Below are 14,320 nucleotides of genomic sequence, written 5' to 3' on the forward strand. Positions count from 1 at the left end.
AAACAGTCAGTTAACGGGCGTTCCCCGACGTGTGTGGACTCCGCCTACCCGGCCCGACCGCTTTTCAACGACTACGACGCTCCTCCGCCGATCCATGTTCCCAATCGGCCGAAACCGCGCCCCACCCGGGCCCAGAAACCGGTGCCGTCCGGAGCGGGAAGCCCCGTGAGCGAGGCTGCGACGACCCCCTTGGGGGCGTCGGCCAGCACGGTGTACACGAACCCGTCGGCCTCCCACACCCGCTGGTGCTGGCCGCCTTCGCCGACGTGGACGACCGCGCCGTCCTCCTCGACCGCGCGCAGCCCGGACAGCGCGCCCTCGCCCAGGCTGCCGTGCTGGACGAACACCGAGACCAGGCAGATCCCGTCGGAGTAGGTCAGGTGCGCCACCCGTCCCTCCCCGCTCCCGGTGGAACGCGCCTCGACCAGCGCGAAGCCCTGGTGCAGCCGCTCGGGCAGCGGCCAGCCGTCGGAGCGGAGCCCCGCCAGGTCGGCCTCGTCGAGTTCGTTGCCCCACGGCATGCCGCCGGGGGCCGTTCCGGACGGCGCGACGGGTTCGTCGTCGACGCCGAACCGGACCGACAGGAAGACGTTGGACCGGGTCAGCGCGCCGTCGAGGTCGTAGGTCTCACTGCGCAGCAGCAGGCCGGTCTCCTCGTCGACCCAGAACCGGGCGGCGGTCAGCCCGCTGTCGCGCCGGGCCTCCACCAGGACGGCGGTCCGGTCGGAGACCTCCTCGCTCTCCTCGGCGCGCACCCAGAAGTTGCCCTCCATCAGGTCGAGGAGCACGTCGTCGGGCCCCGTCCAGGTGTCGGCACCCATCAGGTACCCCTTGGCCCCGGGGGCCTGACCCGCGGCCGGGCCGACCAGCGTGCCCACTCCGGGCCGGTGGACGACGTCGACCAGGGCCGTCCCGGACTCGTCCTCGTCCCACCAGGACACCGACCACGTCCCCTGGTAGGAGAGGTCCTCGCCGACCCTGGCAGCACGGCGCAGGACGTCCATTCCGTCGCCGCCCCTGACCGTGACGGCCCCGCCGACACGGGCGTCCCCGGCCGCGGTGACGGCCAGCAGGAACAGCAGGACGGACAGCAGCGCCGTCGTCCGCCACCTCCGCCGCGCGCCCCCGCTCAGCGCCCCATTCACCGAGTACGGACGGCGCCGGACAGGTCCGGGTCCCCGTCGGTCGGATCGACCGCGTTCACCGTTCCGCCCTGCGCGGGCACAAGGGCCGGCACCGGGATCGCGGCGGGCCCCGGAAGCGGCGCCTGCCCGGACACGACCGCGTGCTCGACCGCGAAGTCGGCCAGCGCGGGAGCGACCACGGGCACGTCGGAGGGCTCCTCGCCCGCGACGAAGGCCGCGCTCAGGGCGACCGCGACGACCGACGCCCCGGCCACCGCGTAGCGGGCCCGCCCCCAGTTGGACCGGAACCGCGCGCCGATGCGCTCGGGCACCGGCGCGACCGCGCGCGCCGGGGGCCCCGGATCGACCGGCGTCCGCACGGCGGCGCCGCCGGACACCTGGGGCAGCCCGCCGCCGATCGGACGGCTGGAGCCCAGGGGAGGACTCGAACCGAAGAACCCCGGACTCCTGCCCGGCGGTCCGGGCGGCACGTCGTCCGGGGGAGCCGCCCGCCCGGTCCCCGACAGGGCCGACAGGCGTCCCAGGAAGTCCGAACCGGGTTCCGGGGCCCCCAGGGCGTGCAGACGGCGCTTGAGCGTGCGCAGCATCTCCGCCTCGAACCGGCATGCCTCGCATTTGGCCAGGTGGCTCAGCACCCGGTCCCGGTCTCCATGCCCCAACTCACCGTCGACGAAGGCCGACAGCCGCTCCCCCAGGTGACTCATGCTTCCTTGACCTCCCCGGCCCGTTCCGCCACGAGGCGGCGGTGGTTCAGGGCGGCGCGCAGCTGGGCCCGGCCGCGGTGGATGCGGCTGCGCACCGTACCCAGCTTCACGCCCAGCGTGGCCGCGATCTCCTCGTAGGAGAGCCCTTCGATGTCGCACAGCACGACCGCGGCGCGGAACTCGGGGGCCAGCGCGTCGAGCGCGGCCTGCACGTCGGCGTCGAAGTGGCGGTCGTCGTACGCCTGGGCCGGGGAGGGCTCACGCCCCTCGAGGCGGTCGTTCGCGGACTCGGCGAGCCCCTCGAAGCGGATGCGGGCGCGGCGGCGCGCCATGTCGAGGAAGAGGTTGGTGGTGATGCGGTGCAGCCAGCCCTCGAAGGTTCCGGGCGTGTAGTTGGCCAGCGACCGGAACACCCGGATGAAGACCTCCTGGGTGAGGTCCTCGGCGTCGTGCTGGTTTCCGCTGAGCCGGTACGCGAGGCGGTAGACCCGCGCCGAGTGGTTGCGCACGACCTCGTCCCAGCTGGGGGGTTCCCACTGCTCGAAGTCCACGGCAGCGTCGGCGTCTGCCACTGGCGCTCCCTTCATCCTGGCGTTCGGTCTCCGGCACGCACCGGGGCGCCGCCCCGGAAGCGATAACCCTTCCGACTGGTTCTAACACCGGTGGCAGGGATTAAGTTCCCGAACGACGCGGCAACAGGCCGCAGCGGGTTAGTCTGTGCCAGGGGACATGGCCGAGCCGTGACCGACACATGACTTTACGTGACGATCGGCCGCCTATCCGCGAATACCACGCTTGGATTCGGCACACGTGCGGGGAGGCCGTCATCGCCAGCCGAGACGACACTTTGGCCTACATCGAGCAGTACGCCGAGGAGGACGAGGCGCTGGTCTCCATCCGGCAGCAGGGGCAGCGCTGGGACACCCACCCGGTGAGCCCCGCGACGGGCGCCGCGCTGCGCTTCCTGACCGCGGCGATCGGCGCGCGCGCGGTCGTGGAGATCGGAACGGGGTGCGGCAGCTCCGGGATCTGGCTGCTGCGCGGAATGCGCCCCGAAGGCATCCTGACCACCGTGGACGTCGAGCCCGAGTACCAGGAGTTCGCGCGAGACGCCTACCAGCGGGCCGGGTTCGCCGCCAACCGGTCCCGGCTGATCCACGGCCGCGCGCTGGACGTGCTGCCCCGGCTGCGCGACGCGGCGTACGACATGGTCTTCCTCGACGCCGACCGGGCCGAGTACGCCGCCTACCTGACCGAGGCGCTGCGGCTGCTGCGCGACGGCGGGATCGTGGTCCTGAACAACGCCCTGGAGGCCGGGAACCTGAACGACGGCCCCCTGCGCGTGTCCGACCCCGCGAACACCGCGATCCGCGAGGCCGGCCGCCTGGTCCGCGAGGACGAGGCCCTGGTCCCGTTGCTGCTGCCGATCGGCGCCGGGCTACTCGCGGCGATCAGCAGCAGGTGAGAGGCCCTCCGGGGAGGGCGCCGTCAGCCAGCGCAGCAGCAGGCGGGTGGCGAACGCGGTGCCGCCCTTGGTGAGGACGCCGTCCTCCGCCATGGAGCGGCCCGGCCCCGCGATGTCCAGGTGCGCCCAGGGGACGCCGCCGACGAACTCGCGCAGGAACAGCGCGGCCTCTGTGGCGCCGGGGTGGCCGTAGTCGTTCTTGGTGCCGATGTTGGCGAGGTCCGCCACCCGCGAGTCGAGCGCGTCGCGGTACTCCTCGTGCAGCGGCATCCGCCACAGCGCCTCGCCCGAGCACTCGCCCGCGTCGGCGAGCGCCGCGGCCAGCGCGTCGTCGGTGGCGAACAGCGCGCCGATACCGGTTCCCAGGGCGAGCTTGGCCGCCCCGGTGAGCGTGGCCACGTCCACCAGGACGTCGGGGGCGAGTTCGGCGACCGCGTAGCCCATGGCGTCGGCGAGCACCAGGCGGCCCTCGGCGTCGGTGTTGAGCACCTCGACCGTCCGGCCGCTGTAGGTGGTCAGCACGTCACCGGGACGGGTGGCGCTGCCGGAGAACGAGTTCTCCGCGACCGCCAGCAGTCCGGTGACCCTGACCCGCGCCCCCAGTTCGGCGAGCGCCGAGAGCACGGCCAGCACGATCCCCGCGCCGCTCATGTCGGTCTTCATGAGCTTCATGTTGTCGTTGGGCTTCAACGACAGGCCTCCGGTGTCGAAGGTGATGCCCTTGCCGACCAGCACCACGTGCGCCGAGGGGTCCTCCGGCGTGTAGGAGAGCTCGACCAACCGGGGCGGACTGACCGACCCCTGGCCCACCGCCAGGATCGCGCCGAACCCGTCGCGCTCCAGGTCCGCCTCGTCCCACACCCTGACCGCCAGGCCCGAGTCTCCGCCGACGTCCACCGCGCGGGCCGCGAGCCAGGCGGGGTCCTTCTCCGCCGAGGGGGTGTTGATCAGGTCCCTGGCCAGGGCGGTGGCCCCTGCCAGGACGGCACCCCGCCGGAGCGGTCCGGCGACCGCGGCAGGGTCGCCGCCGACGAGGTCGACCCTGGGAACGGGCCGGGCCCCCTTGGGCGCGCCGGCCAGCGTGAACGTGTAGGAGGCCAGAAGCGCCCCCTCCACGAACGCGGCCAGCGCGGCGGTGTCCCCCTCCAGCGCGGCGACGTTGACCGCCGCGCGGGACCGGCCCCTGGCCGAACGCGCGAACGCCGCTCCCGCCTTCCGCAGGTCCCCCGGGGCGCCGCCGCCGACCCCCAGGAGCGACAACCGGACCAGCCCGCTGCCGAGGTCCACCGGGAACTCGACGGTCTGGCCCGGTCCGCCGTTGAAGTCGTAGACGTCGAAGAGCCGTGCCAGGGAAGCGGGAAGCCGCGCGTCGAGATCGGCCGGGCTCAGTCCCACCCCGTCCGTGACCGGCCGCGGACCGTCCGCCCCGGTTCTGACGACGAGTGTGACGAGCTCGGCCGCGGACTCGGCGAGGGCGCCTTCGACCGCGTGAATCTCCGTAGCGATGGGCACGGATGCTCACAATCCTTACGTGCTTGCGTTACGTGCCGGGCGGACACTCTCACCGACTCTGTGGTGGGGGAGAAAGGTCGAGGTCAGGTCTTGGTGCCCCGTGGCACGTTGGGACAGCGGTGGAGGAACGGGGACTGCTAACCGACGACTCCGTTGAGAGCCTTGGCGAGTTCACCGGCCTCGGCCGGCGTCAGCTCGACCACGAGGCGCCCGCCGCCCTCCAGTGGAACTCGCATGATGATGCCGCGACCCTCCTTGGTGACCTCCATAGGTCCATCTCCGGTCCTCGGCTTCATCGCCGCCATGCCGTATCCCCTTTCCTAGATGACTGCCGCGCGTGGACGACCCGGTCCAGCGGACTCCCGGCCCGCCGTCGGCGGGTACGGAGTGCGGACCGAACCGGATCCGCGCGACTCAGCGAATGAATCACTGGTCTGTCATTATCTCGGTTTTGGAACCCGATTGGGAACGATCCGACGCCGCGGAAGCCATCGGGCCCGAAGATCGCGAACGGTTAGAGTTGTGGCCGCACGACCTTACGGACGCCTTACGGCCACGTCCGAGCGCACTTCCCGGGTGTGCGGGGCCTCCCCGCACGGGTTCCCACACACCGTCCCGGCCGAACGAAAACAGGGAGTCTCCGTGCCCGACACAGACAGCATCCGCTACGAGCTCGCCGACGGGGTCGCCACCATCACCCTGAACCGTCCCGGGTCGATGAACTCGCTGACCACCGAGGCCAAGGAGTCGCTGCTGGCCGCCGTGGAGCGGGCCCGTTCGGACTCGGCGGCCCGGGCCGTGCTGATCACCGGGGCGGGTCGGGCGTTCTGCGCCGGACAGGACCTCACCGAGCACGCGGGCGCGCTCGGCAACAACGAGGGTCTCAACGGCACCGTGCGCAAGCACTACAACCCGATCGTGCTGGCGCTGACCCGGATGCCCAAACCGGTGGTCGCCGCGGTCAACGGAGCCGCGGCGGGAGCGGGCGCGGCGCTGGCGTTCGCCTGCGACCTGCGGATCGCCTCCTCGAAGGCGTCCTTCTTGATGGCGTTCGCGAATGTGGGGCTCGGCGCGGACTCGGGCGCGTCATGGACGCTGCCGCGGCTGGTCGGACACGCGCGCGCCATGGAGATGCTGCTGCTGGCCGAGCCGGTGAAGGCCGCCCGGGCCCTGGAGATCGGCCTGGTCAACCAGGTCGTGGAGCCCGAGGAGCTGGACCGGACCGCGCGCGGGCTCGCCGAGCGCCTGGCCGCTGGTCCGACCGTCGCCTACTCCGCGATCAAGGCCGAGGTGGGCTTCGGCTCGGCACTCGACCTGGAGAACGCCCTGGAGATCGAGGCGAAGCTCCAGGACCAGTGCGTCGACACGGCCGACCACCTGAACGCGACCCTGGCCTTCCTGGAGAAGCAGACGCCGTCCTTCGAGGGCCGCTAGGCGTAACCGTTCGCGGGCCCGCCGATGCTCCTGACTCCGGCGTTCCGGGATCCCCGGTTCCAGGACGCTGACGCCAGGATCGCCAACGGAGGCGCGGCGATCGCGGCCGGGGCGTCGCTCAGGCGCCGTAGTAGGCGGCCACGACCCCGATGAGGATCAGGCCCAGGATCGTCAGCGCCGTCACGACCCCGAGCAGGACCCCCATGTTGACGTTGCTGGACCTCGGCCTGGACGGAGGCGGGGTGAAGCCGTGCTGCGGCGGAGGCTGCACGGGGTACGAGGGCTGCCGGGGCGCCTGCCGGACGGGCTGGACCGGTGCGGGCGCGGGAGGCCGTGGCCACTGCGGCTGGGGCTGCGGGACCGGATAGCCGGGACGCGCCGAAACGGGGGGCGGGGTGGCCGGACCGATCGGAGGCGGGGTGGCCGGACCGATCGGAGGCGGGGTGGCCGGACCGATCGGAGGCGGGCCGCCCTGGTAGCCCCGGGCCTGCGGACCGGACGGATACGGCGGAGGCTGCGGGGGCCGCGGGGGCTGCGGGGGCTGCGGGACCGGACGCGCGGGAACGGAGGGCGGGAAGGTCGCCTGCCCCTGCCGGGTCGCAGGCGGGTAGGAGCGGTAGATCTCGGCGGCCGCGCTCTCCTGGGCGCCGGTGTCCGCCGCGGCGATCGCCCCCGCCACGAGGGTCTGCTGGGCGACCGGCACGGCCGTCTCGGCCTCGGGCTCCTCGGGTTCGGGAGCGGCCTCGGCCTCCACCCCGAGCACCCACAGCAGCGCCTCCGCGGCGGTCGGCCGCCGGGCGGGGTCCTTGTCCAGGCAGCGCTCGGCGATCCCGCGGAGCGGCCCGCTCAGGTCACCCAGCTCCGGCTCCTCGTTGATGACCCGGTGGACCACGGCCCGCAGCGAGTCGTGCCCGAAGGGCCCCGCGCCGTTGGCCGCGTAGGCGAGGGTGGCGCCCCACGCGAAGAGGTCGACGGCGGGACCCAGCGGACCACCGGTGATCTGCTCGGGGGCCATGTAGGCGGGGGTCCCGGCGATCCTGCTGGTCAGGATCGCCGTGCCCTCCAGAACCCGGGCGATGCCGAAGTCGATCACGCGCGGCCCGCCGGGCGCCACCAGGACGTTGGCCGGTTTGAAGTCGCGGTGCACGATCCCGGCCTGGTGGATGGCCGCCAGGGCCGTGATGGTGCCGACCGCGAGCCGCTCCAGGGCGGCGCCGCCCAGCGGGCCGTTCTCCCTGATCACCCCGTGCAGGGACGGGCCCTCCACGTACTCGCTGACGACGTAGGGCGGGTTGGCCTCGATGTCGGCGGACAGCACCTGCGCGGTGCAGAACCGCGCGACCCGGCGGGCCATCTCGACCTCTTCGGCGAGTTGGACGCGCAGTCCCGCGACGTCGAGGGCGTCGCCGTGCAGCATCTTCACCGCGGCCTGCGAGCCGTCGGCGTGCCGGCCGAGGTAGACGACGCCCTGGCCGCCTTGGCCGAGCCGTCCGACCAGCGTGTACTCCCCGACCTCGGTGGGGTCGGTGTCGATCAAGGGGGCCGGATCGGCCATCGGTCCTCCCGTGCTCGGGCTGCGCGCTCGGTGCCTCTGGCGAGAGCACAGGACGAACCTACTTGAGGGTGCCGACTGAGGTCATCACGGTGCCGCTGCGGGAGGTGGCGACCCACTCGGCCTCCAGGGTCCCGCCGCCCGCCCCCGGCGACAGGGTCAGGATGGTCTCGTCGATGCAGTGGTTCTCGGGGTCGTAGGTCTCGGCGTACTCGAAGACCAGGCTGTCTCCGGTGTCCTCGACGAGGGTGACGCTGCCCCGGCAGCCCAGGGTGAACCAGTCGGCGCTGCCGCGGCCGGTCCCCTCGTCGAGCTTGAGGCTGGCCCCCCAGTCGACGACCGGTTCCCCGGCCTCGTCGTGCTGGGACATCTCCCCGCTCCAGTTCCCGGCGTAGGCCGCGGGGATGCCCCCCTCCCCGCCCGCGCCGGCCTCGTCGGCGTCGGCCTCCCCTTCGGGGAACAACGCCCAGGCGACACCGCCGCCCACGACGACCAGCCCGCCGAGCACGGCCGCGGCCACGACGAGCATCCCCCTGGCCCGCCGGTTGCTGTGCCGGGTGGAGCGCGGCGGCGGCCACAGGGACATCTGCCTGATCGGGGACGCGGAACCCGGTTCGTCGTCCTGATCGGTCTGGGTGGGCAGCCCGTTCACCGGAGTTCCCCGGTGAGGTGACGCGCGTTGGGGTACTGCGAGACGGTCATCGCTTCCTCCAAAGCGAACGAACGCTGGGGAGGTCGTTCGCGGGTACAGCGAATGAGAATAAGCCACACGAACCGAGCCCACGCGGGCGGCGTCCGTGACGAGGGACACATCAGTCTAGCGTCCCGCCCGTTCCGCGCGTCAGTCGCGGCCGGACCGGGAACGCCGCCGGGCGAGTCCGCCCAGGTTCCGCAGCGACCTCCGGAACAGGGAGGCCGTCAGGACGCGCACGAGCGGCCCTGCGAGCCGCCCGACGGGACCCGGCGGCAGCCTAACCCATTCGGACCAGGTGACCAGGCACCGTCCGCCGGGCAGCGGCTCCAGGTCGAACCGGCCGCGGCCCCGGACGACCGCGCCGCGGTGCAGCACCTCGCAGTGGCCGGGCGCGTCGTCCGAGGGCGGGCGCCAGCCCGTGATCTCCATGGGGTCGGAGAAACCGACGGGGCCGATCCCGGTGAAGGCGAGGACGCGGGCGCCCTCGCCGGACCCCCCGCGCGCCCGGGTCAGCACCATCCAGCGGTCGTGCAGCTCCCAGTCGACGAGGGTGTCCCAGACCCTTCCGGCCGGGGCCGGGCAGGTGTGCGCGACGGCGACGCGCGACTCGCGGACGGAGCCGCTCACTCCCGCCCCCCGTGCTCCGCGGCGTCCCCGCCCCCGTGGTCGTCGCGGCGTCCCGCCCAGGCGGGCACCGGCGGCTCGGCCTCGGGGTCGTCGGCCGCCGAGGGCCCCTTCTCCCTGGGCCCCGCGGGGGACGACCCCCCGGACGGGCGCGGATACCACACGCGCGGGGCGGGGGCGGAAGCACCGTGCTCGGCGAGCCGCGCCTCCAGCTGGGCGATGTGCGCGTCGCGCTCGTTGACGGCGGCGGCCACCCGGGCCAGCAGCTCGTCCACCGCGCGCACGTGGTACCCCCACAGCGCGAGGGGAAGCCGGACCCGCGCCACGTCGTGGCCGGTCACGGGCCGGTCCGCGGGCAGGTCGAGCGGCGGGTGATCGGCCTCGAAGCGCGCCAACTGCCCGCCGTGCCCCATGACCACCACGGCCACGACGACAAGCACCGCGAAGGCGGCCAGTGCGGTCAGGATCAGGATGGCTATCACGTCTCCGATCGTGCCACATCGACGGCTCCGCCAGGAGGCGTCGGACGGACCGCGTGGCGTGCGACACTCGTTGACGTGCCGAATGAGATTTTCACGGTCGTGGGACCGGACGAGACCCCGCCCGGGGTGTCGGACGCCGGGCACCGCCCCGGCGCCGACCGCGTGCGCGCGCTCGTGGCCGAGGGCGGTCCCGTCCTGGTCCGCTGCGCCCCCGGTCCGGGGGAGCCGGAGGAGCGCTCCGAGACCCTCGCCCTGGCCTCGGTCTACGCCTGGCTGGGCGTCCGCGCCTTCGCCACCGGGTACCCCGACGAGGTCCGCCAGGCCCTGGCCATGGTCGCCGCGATCCGGGGCGACCGCCCTCCGGCGGTGGCCCGCCGGGGGCTCGCCTAGGGGGTCTCCGGCACGAGGGTGATTCGCGTGCCGGTGCTTCGGGTGGGTCTTTCGGCCTCATGTCGTGCGGATCGCGAGGTGACGGCGGACGGCGACGGCGGGTGCCGGTCGGGGCCGCGCCCACGACGTCCGTTCCTCCCGGTGATCTTGACCTTTTCGGGGTCTCAGAGACGGTTGAGACCCCGAAAAGGTCAAGATCACCGGAGAGGCAGGGCGGCTAGGCCCGTTCCGCGTCGTGCATGGCCTCGCCGAGTTCGGCCACCGCCGCGCTCTCCTCCTTGCTCGCGAGCTCCGCGTGGGCCTTCCGGATGATCTCGATGACCTCGTCCGGGTCGTCGGTGAGGTGGATCAGATCCGGGTCGTGCGGCGAGATCAGGCCCTCGGCGAGCAGGTTCTCGCGGATCCAGTCCACCAGGCCGCCCCAGAAGCGCGTGCCGACCAGGATCACCGGGAACCGGGTGACCTTGCCGGTCTGCACCAGGGTGATCGCCTCGAACAGCTCGTCCAGCGTGCCGAAACCGCCCGGAAGCACCACGAAGGCCTGGGAGTACTTCAGGAACATCGTCTTCCGGACGAAGAAGTACCGGAAGGTGACCCCGGTGTCGATGTACTGGTTGAGCGACTGCTCGAAGGGAAGTTCGATGCCCAGTCCCACCGAGGGGCCGCCGGCCTCGTTCGCGCCCTTGTTCGCGGCCTCCATCAGGCCGGGACCGCCACCGGTGATGACGGTGTACCCGGCCTTCGAGATCCTGGAGCCGATGGCCTCGCCCAGCTCGTAGTACGGGGTCTCGGGCTTGATCCGGGCCGAGCCGAACACGCACACCGCCCGCCCGATCTCGGACAGCATGCCGAAGCCCTCGACGAACTCCGACTGGATGCGCAGGACCCGCCACGGGTCGGTGTGCACCCAGTCGGCCGGGCCGCGTCGGTCCAGCAGGCGCTGGTCTGTGGTGCTCTCTGGGATGGCCTTGCCTCGGTAAGTCAGTGGACCCGCCTGTCGTTCTTCAGATCGAGATTCCGTCATGGCGACACGCTACCCACTTTCGGGTGCCCCCGTGCTGAAGACGGGCCTACACGACGGCGTCCGGAAGTGGTCGAATCGTTCCAGGCCGCAGCCCCCGGACCCGGTTCAGGCCGCGCCGGTCAGCCAGGCCGCCATCCGCCGCTCGGCGGTCGCGATCTCGTCCAGGACCACGTACTCGCCCTCGGTGTGCGCCAGCGTGGGCTCGCCCGGGCCGTAGTTCACCGCGGGCACCCCCAGCTCGGACATGCGCGCCACGTCGGTCCAGCCGAGCTTCGCCCGGGCCCGCCCCCCGCCGACGGTCGCGACGAACGCCGCCGCGGCCGGGTGGTCCAGCCCCGGGCGGGCCGGGGCCGCGGCGTCGGTGACCCGCACGTCGAAGCCCTCGAACACCTCCCGCAGGTGCGCCTCCGCCGACTCGAGCGTGTGGTCGGGCGCGAAGCGGTAGTTGACGGTGACCACGCACTCGTCGGGGATGACGTTGCCCGCCACTCCCCCTCTGACGAACACCGCGTTCAGCCCTTCGTGGAACTCCAGCCCCTCGACCTCCGGCCGCCTCGGGACGTAGGCGCGCAGCACGTCCAGGATCCGGCCCGCGTCGTGGATGGCGTTGCGCCCCATCCACGACCGGGCGCTGTGCGCACGCGCGCCGCGCGCGGTCACCTCCACGCGCATGGTGCCCTGGCAGCCGCCCTCGATCTGGCCGCCGGTGGGCTCCATCAGCACCGCGAAGTCGCCGCGCAGCCATTCGGGGTGGCCGGCCGCGAGGCGGCGCAGCCCGTTGCGCTCGGCCTCGATCTCCTCGCAGTCGTAGAAGACGAAGGTGACGTCGTGGACCGGCTCGGTCACGGTCGCGGCCAGCCTGAGCTGCACCGCGACCCCGCTCTTCATGTCGGACGTGCCGCAGCCGTACAGCCTGCCGTCCGCCACCCGCGAGGGGACGTTGCCGACGATCGGCACGGTGTCGAGGTGCCCGGCGATCACCACGCGCTGCTCCCGGCCCAGTTCGGTGCGGGCCACGACCGCGTCGCCGTCGCGCTCCACCCTCAGGTGCGGGCAGCCGCGCAGCGCCTGCTCGACGGCGTCGGCGAGGGGCCGCTCCGCGCCGCTGACCGATTCGATGTCGACGATCCGGGCGGTGAGGTCGCGGACGTCCGAGGTGAGGTCCAACATGGCTGCGTGCTTTCTGTAGGGCGGAAACGGAGTTGCCACACCGCCCGGCGGGCGGTGTGGCAACGGTACTCGGGAAGCTCTGGGAAGCGCCGTCAGGCGTTGACGCCGTGCTCGCGGAGCATGTCGTTGAGGGCGAGCTTGTCGTGCTCCTGGCCCTCTTCCAGACGCTTGAGCACGAGCAGGCACGGCATCCCGAAGTCGCCGCCGGGGAAGCTCCTGACCCGGTTCGCGGTGACGCACACCGACCACGCGGGGGCTTCCCCGCGCTTGAGCTCCTCGCCCGTCTCCGCGTCGAACACGCGGGTGGAGGAGGTCAGGAGGGTGCCCGCGCCGAGCTTGGCGCCGCGACGCACCCGGGCGCCCTCGACCACCATGCTGCGCGACCCGAGGAACGCCTCGTCCTCGATGACGACGGGGGACGCCTGCGGGGGTTCGAGAACCCCGCCGACGCCGACGCCGCCGGACAGGTGAACGTTCTCGCCGACCTGCGCGCAGGAGCCGACGGTGGCCCAGGTGTCGACCATCGTGCCGGAGCCGACGTGGGCGCCGAAGTTGGTGAAGGACGGCATCAGGACGACGCCCGGCGCCAGGTAGGCGCCCCAGCGGGCGATGGCGCCCGGGACGACGCGCACGCCGTCGAAGCGGGTCTTCAGCGGGATGCGGTCGTGGTACCGGAAGTCGCCGATCCGGGACTCCTCCATCCCCAGGACGCGGAAGCTCAGCAGGATCGCGCGCTTGGCCCGCTCGTCCACGACGACCTCGTCCGTGGCGGCGTCCACGAAGGCGACGCGGGCCTTTCCGGCGTCGAGTTCGTCGACCGCGCCCACGATGGCGTCGCGGGCCTCGGTGTCGTCGGGGGTGAGTTCTGCGCGGCGCTCCCAGAGTTCGTCGATGGTCTGGGGAAGCGGACTGGTGAACGAGGTGGTCATGGCTGTGGAGCCTACTGGGTTCCGCCCCTCCGGTCGGAAACGGACCACCGGCGCGGGCGCTCCGGGGCCGGTTTCCCGGGAGGCGGAGCGTCCCGACCCCCTACTATCGGTTGGCGGGATCCCGAGCCGGACCCCGAGGTCGGCCGCACGTCCCGACCCTGATCCTTCGCGGGCCCCGCCCTGTCCATCTGTACGACGAGGTGTTTTATCACGCGATGGCGTGATTCCACCCCATATCTATATGGTCTTGCCCGTGCCCAAGAAGCGTCGAAGAATCTCCGCGTTCTTCAAGATCCTGATCGCGCTGACCCTGGCCTGTGGTGCTCTGGTCGCAGGTGGGATCTATGTCATGCGATCGATCAAGCCCCTCGACCTCGCCGAGCCTCCTCCCGAGGACGGATGCGAGGTCGTCACCGAGGAGGACACCGACAGCCTGGAGGTGGAACAGGCCGCCAACGCCGCGACGATCTCCGGCGTCGCGTTCGCCCGGGACCTGCCCGAGCACGCCGTCGTCATCTCCTACGCCACGGTGTGGCAGGAGTCGAAGTTCTACAACATCGAGCACGGGGACCGCGACTCGCTCGGCCTGTTCCAGCAGCGCCCGTCCATGGAGTGGGGCACCCCCGACCAGATCATCGACCCCGTGTACTCCAGCGACAAGTTCTACGAGGCGCTGATCGAGATCGACGGCTACGCGGACATGCCGGTCTACGAGGCGGCCCAGGCCGTGCAGCGCAGTGCTGACGGGTTCGCCTACGACCAGCACGAGGCCCGCTCCCGGACCATGGCCGACGCCTTCACCGGCGTGGAGGGCCCGGCGGTGAGCTGCTGGTTCCCGGCCGAGGACGCCGCGCCCACCGACGTGGAGGGGGCGGCCGAGGAGATGCGGCGCGTCTTCGGCGTCGGCCCCGACGAGCTGGCCTCGGCGGAGCGCCAGACCGGCGACCTGGGGTGGGCCATGGCGCAGTGGGCCGTCGCCCACGCCCGCGACTACGGGCTGAGCTCGGTCACCTACCAGGACCGGCGCTGGACGCTCTCGTCGACCCAGCAGGGATGGGGCGACGCCGAGACCCCCGCGGGAGACGGGGGACTGGTCCTGGAGTAGGACGTCCCGCCGGTGGTCCCGACGCCGCCGACGGCGTCGGGACCCTCTCCCGGGCCGCCCACCGGCCCTCCGCCCTGAACAGGGCGGAGG

The 14,320-nt window shown here is 72.6% G+C and carries 16 protein-coding genes; 4 read left to right on the forward strand and 12 right to left on the reverse strand.

The window, feature by feature from the left end:
* Positions 1 to 71: 71 nt before the first annotated feature.
* From EV190_RS00300 to sigE, 3 genes are read right to left on the reverse strand one after another with little or no spacing between them, the layout of a single operon-like run.
* Positions 72 to 1,145 carry a sigma-E factor regulatory protein RseB domain-containing protein gene (locus EV190_RS00300; protein ID WP_243742244.1) on the reverse strand — a complete coding sequence of 358 codons (1,074 nt, stop codon included), beginning with the start codon at positions 1,143 to 1,145 and terminating at the stop codon, positions 72 to 74.
* Positions 1,142 to 1,849, reverse strand: coding sequence for an anti-sigma factor family protein (locus EV190_RS00305; protein WP_133739379.1), 708 nt, complete (start codon positions 1,847 to 1,849; stop codon positions 1,142 to 1,144). Before EV190_RS00305 ends, EV190_RS00300 begins: the two co-directional genes overlap by 4 nt.
* Positions 1,846 to 2,436, reverse strand: a complete 591-nt coding sequence (gene sigE / locus EV190_RS00310; RefSeq protein WP_208112972.1) for an RNA polymerase sigma factor SigE — start codon at positions 2,434 to 2,436, stop codon at positions 1,846 to 1,848. The genes EV190_RS00305 and sigE overlap by 4 nt, the downstream gene beginning before the upstream one ends.
* A gap of 260 nt (positions 2,437 to 2,696) precedes the next feature.
* Between sigE and EV190_RS00315 the strand changes: the two genes are divergently transcribed.
* Positions 2,697 to 3,314: an O-methyltransferase gene (locus EV190_RS00315; protein WP_394345470.1), complete on the forward strand. Its 618-nt coding sequence runs from the start codon at positions 2,697 to 2,699 to the stop codon at positions 3,312 to 3,314.
* Here the strand turns inward: EV190_RS00315 and EV190_RS00320 are convergent.
* Entirely contained in the window at positions 3,288 to 4,826 is a 1,539-nt protein-coding gene (locus tag EV190_RS00320) for a leucyl aminopeptidase (RefSeq protein WP_133739382.1), read from the reverse strand. The genes EV190_RS00315 and EV190_RS00320 overlap by 27 nt on opposite strands.
* Positions 4,827 to 4,963: 137 nt before the next feature.
* Positions 4,964 to 5,131 carry a DUF3117 domain-containing protein gene (locus EV190_RS00325; protein WP_133739383.1) on the reverse strand — a complete coding sequence of 56 codons (168 nt, stop codon included), beginning with the start codon at positions 5,129 to 5,131 and terminating at the stop codon, positions 4,964 to 4,966.
* A 337-nt stretch (positions 5,132 to 5,468) separates the two neighbouring features.
* On the opposite strand from EV190_RS00325, the gene EV190_RS00330 reads away from it, so the two are divergent.
* Positions 5,469 to 6,260, forward strand: coding sequence for an enoyl-CoA hydratase-related protein (locus EV190_RS00330; protein ID WP_243742245.1), 792 nt, complete (start codon positions 5,469 to 5,471; stop codon positions 6,258 to 6,260).
* Between the two features lie 118 nt (positions 6,261 to 6,378).
* On the opposite strand, the gene EV190_RS00335 is transcribed toward EV190_RS00330, so the two are convergent.
* The 4 genes from EV190_RS00335 to EV190_RS00350 form a co-directional block, all read right to left on the reverse strand.
* A complete protein-coding gene (locus EV190_RS00335) occupies positions 6,379 to 7,815 on the reverse strand; it encodes a serine/threonine-protein kinase (protein ID WP_133739385.1) in 1,437 nt (478 codons plus the stop codon).
* A gap of 58 nt (positions 7,816 to 7,873) precedes the next feature.
* Positions 7,874 to 8,464, reverse strand: a complete 591-nt coding sequence (locus EV190_RS00340; RefSeq protein WP_133739386.1) for a hypothetical protein — start codon at positions 8,462 to 8,464, stop codon at positions 7,874 to 7,876.
* Between the two features lie 189 nt (positions 8,465 to 8,653).
* The gene (locus EV190_RS00345) at positions 8,654 to 9,133 is read right to left on the reverse strand and encodes an SRPBCC family protein (RefSeq protein WP_133739387.1); all 480 of its coding nucleotides are present in this window, start codon (positions 9,131 to 9,133) and stop codon (positions 8,654 to 8,656) included.
* Positions 9,130 to 9,612, reverse strand: coding sequence for a DivIVA domain-containing protein (locus EV190_RS00350; protein ID WP_394345471.1), 483 nt, complete (start codon positions 9,610 to 9,612; stop codon positions 9,130 to 9,132). Before EV190_RS00350 ends, EV190_RS00345 begins: the two co-directional genes overlap by 4 nt.
* Positions 9,613 to 9,687: 75 nt before the next feature.
* Between EV190_RS00350 and EV190_RS00355 the strand changes: the two genes are divergently transcribed.
* Positions 9,688 to 10,002 (forward strand): hypothetical protein, encoded by a 315-nt coding sequence (locus EV190_RS00355; RefSeq protein ID WP_133739388.1) that lies wholly within the window; start codon positions 9,688 to 9,690, stop codon positions 10,000 to 10,002.
* Between the two features lie 217 nt (positions 10,003 to 10,219).
* Here the strand turns inward: EV190_RS00355 and EV190_RS00360 are convergent, their stop codons facing one another.
* The 3 genes from EV190_RS00360 to EV190_RS00370 all read right to left on the reverse strand — a co-directional run bounded on the left by EV190_RS00360 (position 10,220) and on the right by EV190_RS00370 (position 13,125).
* Entirely contained in the window at positions 10,220 to 11,026 is an 807-nt protein-coding gene (locus EV190_RS00360) for an LOG family protein (protein ID WP_133739389.1), read from the reverse strand.
* A 105-nt stretch (positions 11,027 to 11,131) separates the two neighbouring features.
* Entirely contained in the window at positions 11,132 to 12,196 is a 1,065-nt protein-coding gene (dapE, locus tag EV190_RS00365; RefSeq protein WP_133739390.1) for a succinyl-diaminopimelate desuccinylase, read from the reverse strand.
* 92 nt (positions 12,197 to 12,288) lie between these two features.
* Entirely contained in the window at positions 12,289 to 13,125 is an 837-nt protein-coding gene (locus EV190_RS00370) for a 2,3,4,5-tetrahydropyridine-2,6-dicarboxylate N-succinyltransferase (protein WP_133739391.1), read from the reverse strand.
* Between the two features lie 253 nt (positions 13,126 to 13,378).
* Between EV190_RS00370 and EV190_RS00375 the strand changes: the two genes are divergently transcribed.
* Positions 13,379 to 14,230 (forward strand): hypothetical protein, encoded by an 852-nt coding sequence (locus tag EV190_RS00375; RefSeq protein ID WP_243742246.1) that lies wholly within the window; start codon positions 13,379 to 13,381, stop codon positions 14,228 to 14,230.
* Positions 14,231 to 14,320: the final 90 nt, after the last annotated feature.

This window comes from Actinorugispora endophytica, from assembly GCF_004363075.1.
GTDB lineage: Bacteria > Actinomycetota > Actinomycetes > Streptosporangiales > Streptosporangiaceae > Actinorugispora > Actinorugispora endophytica.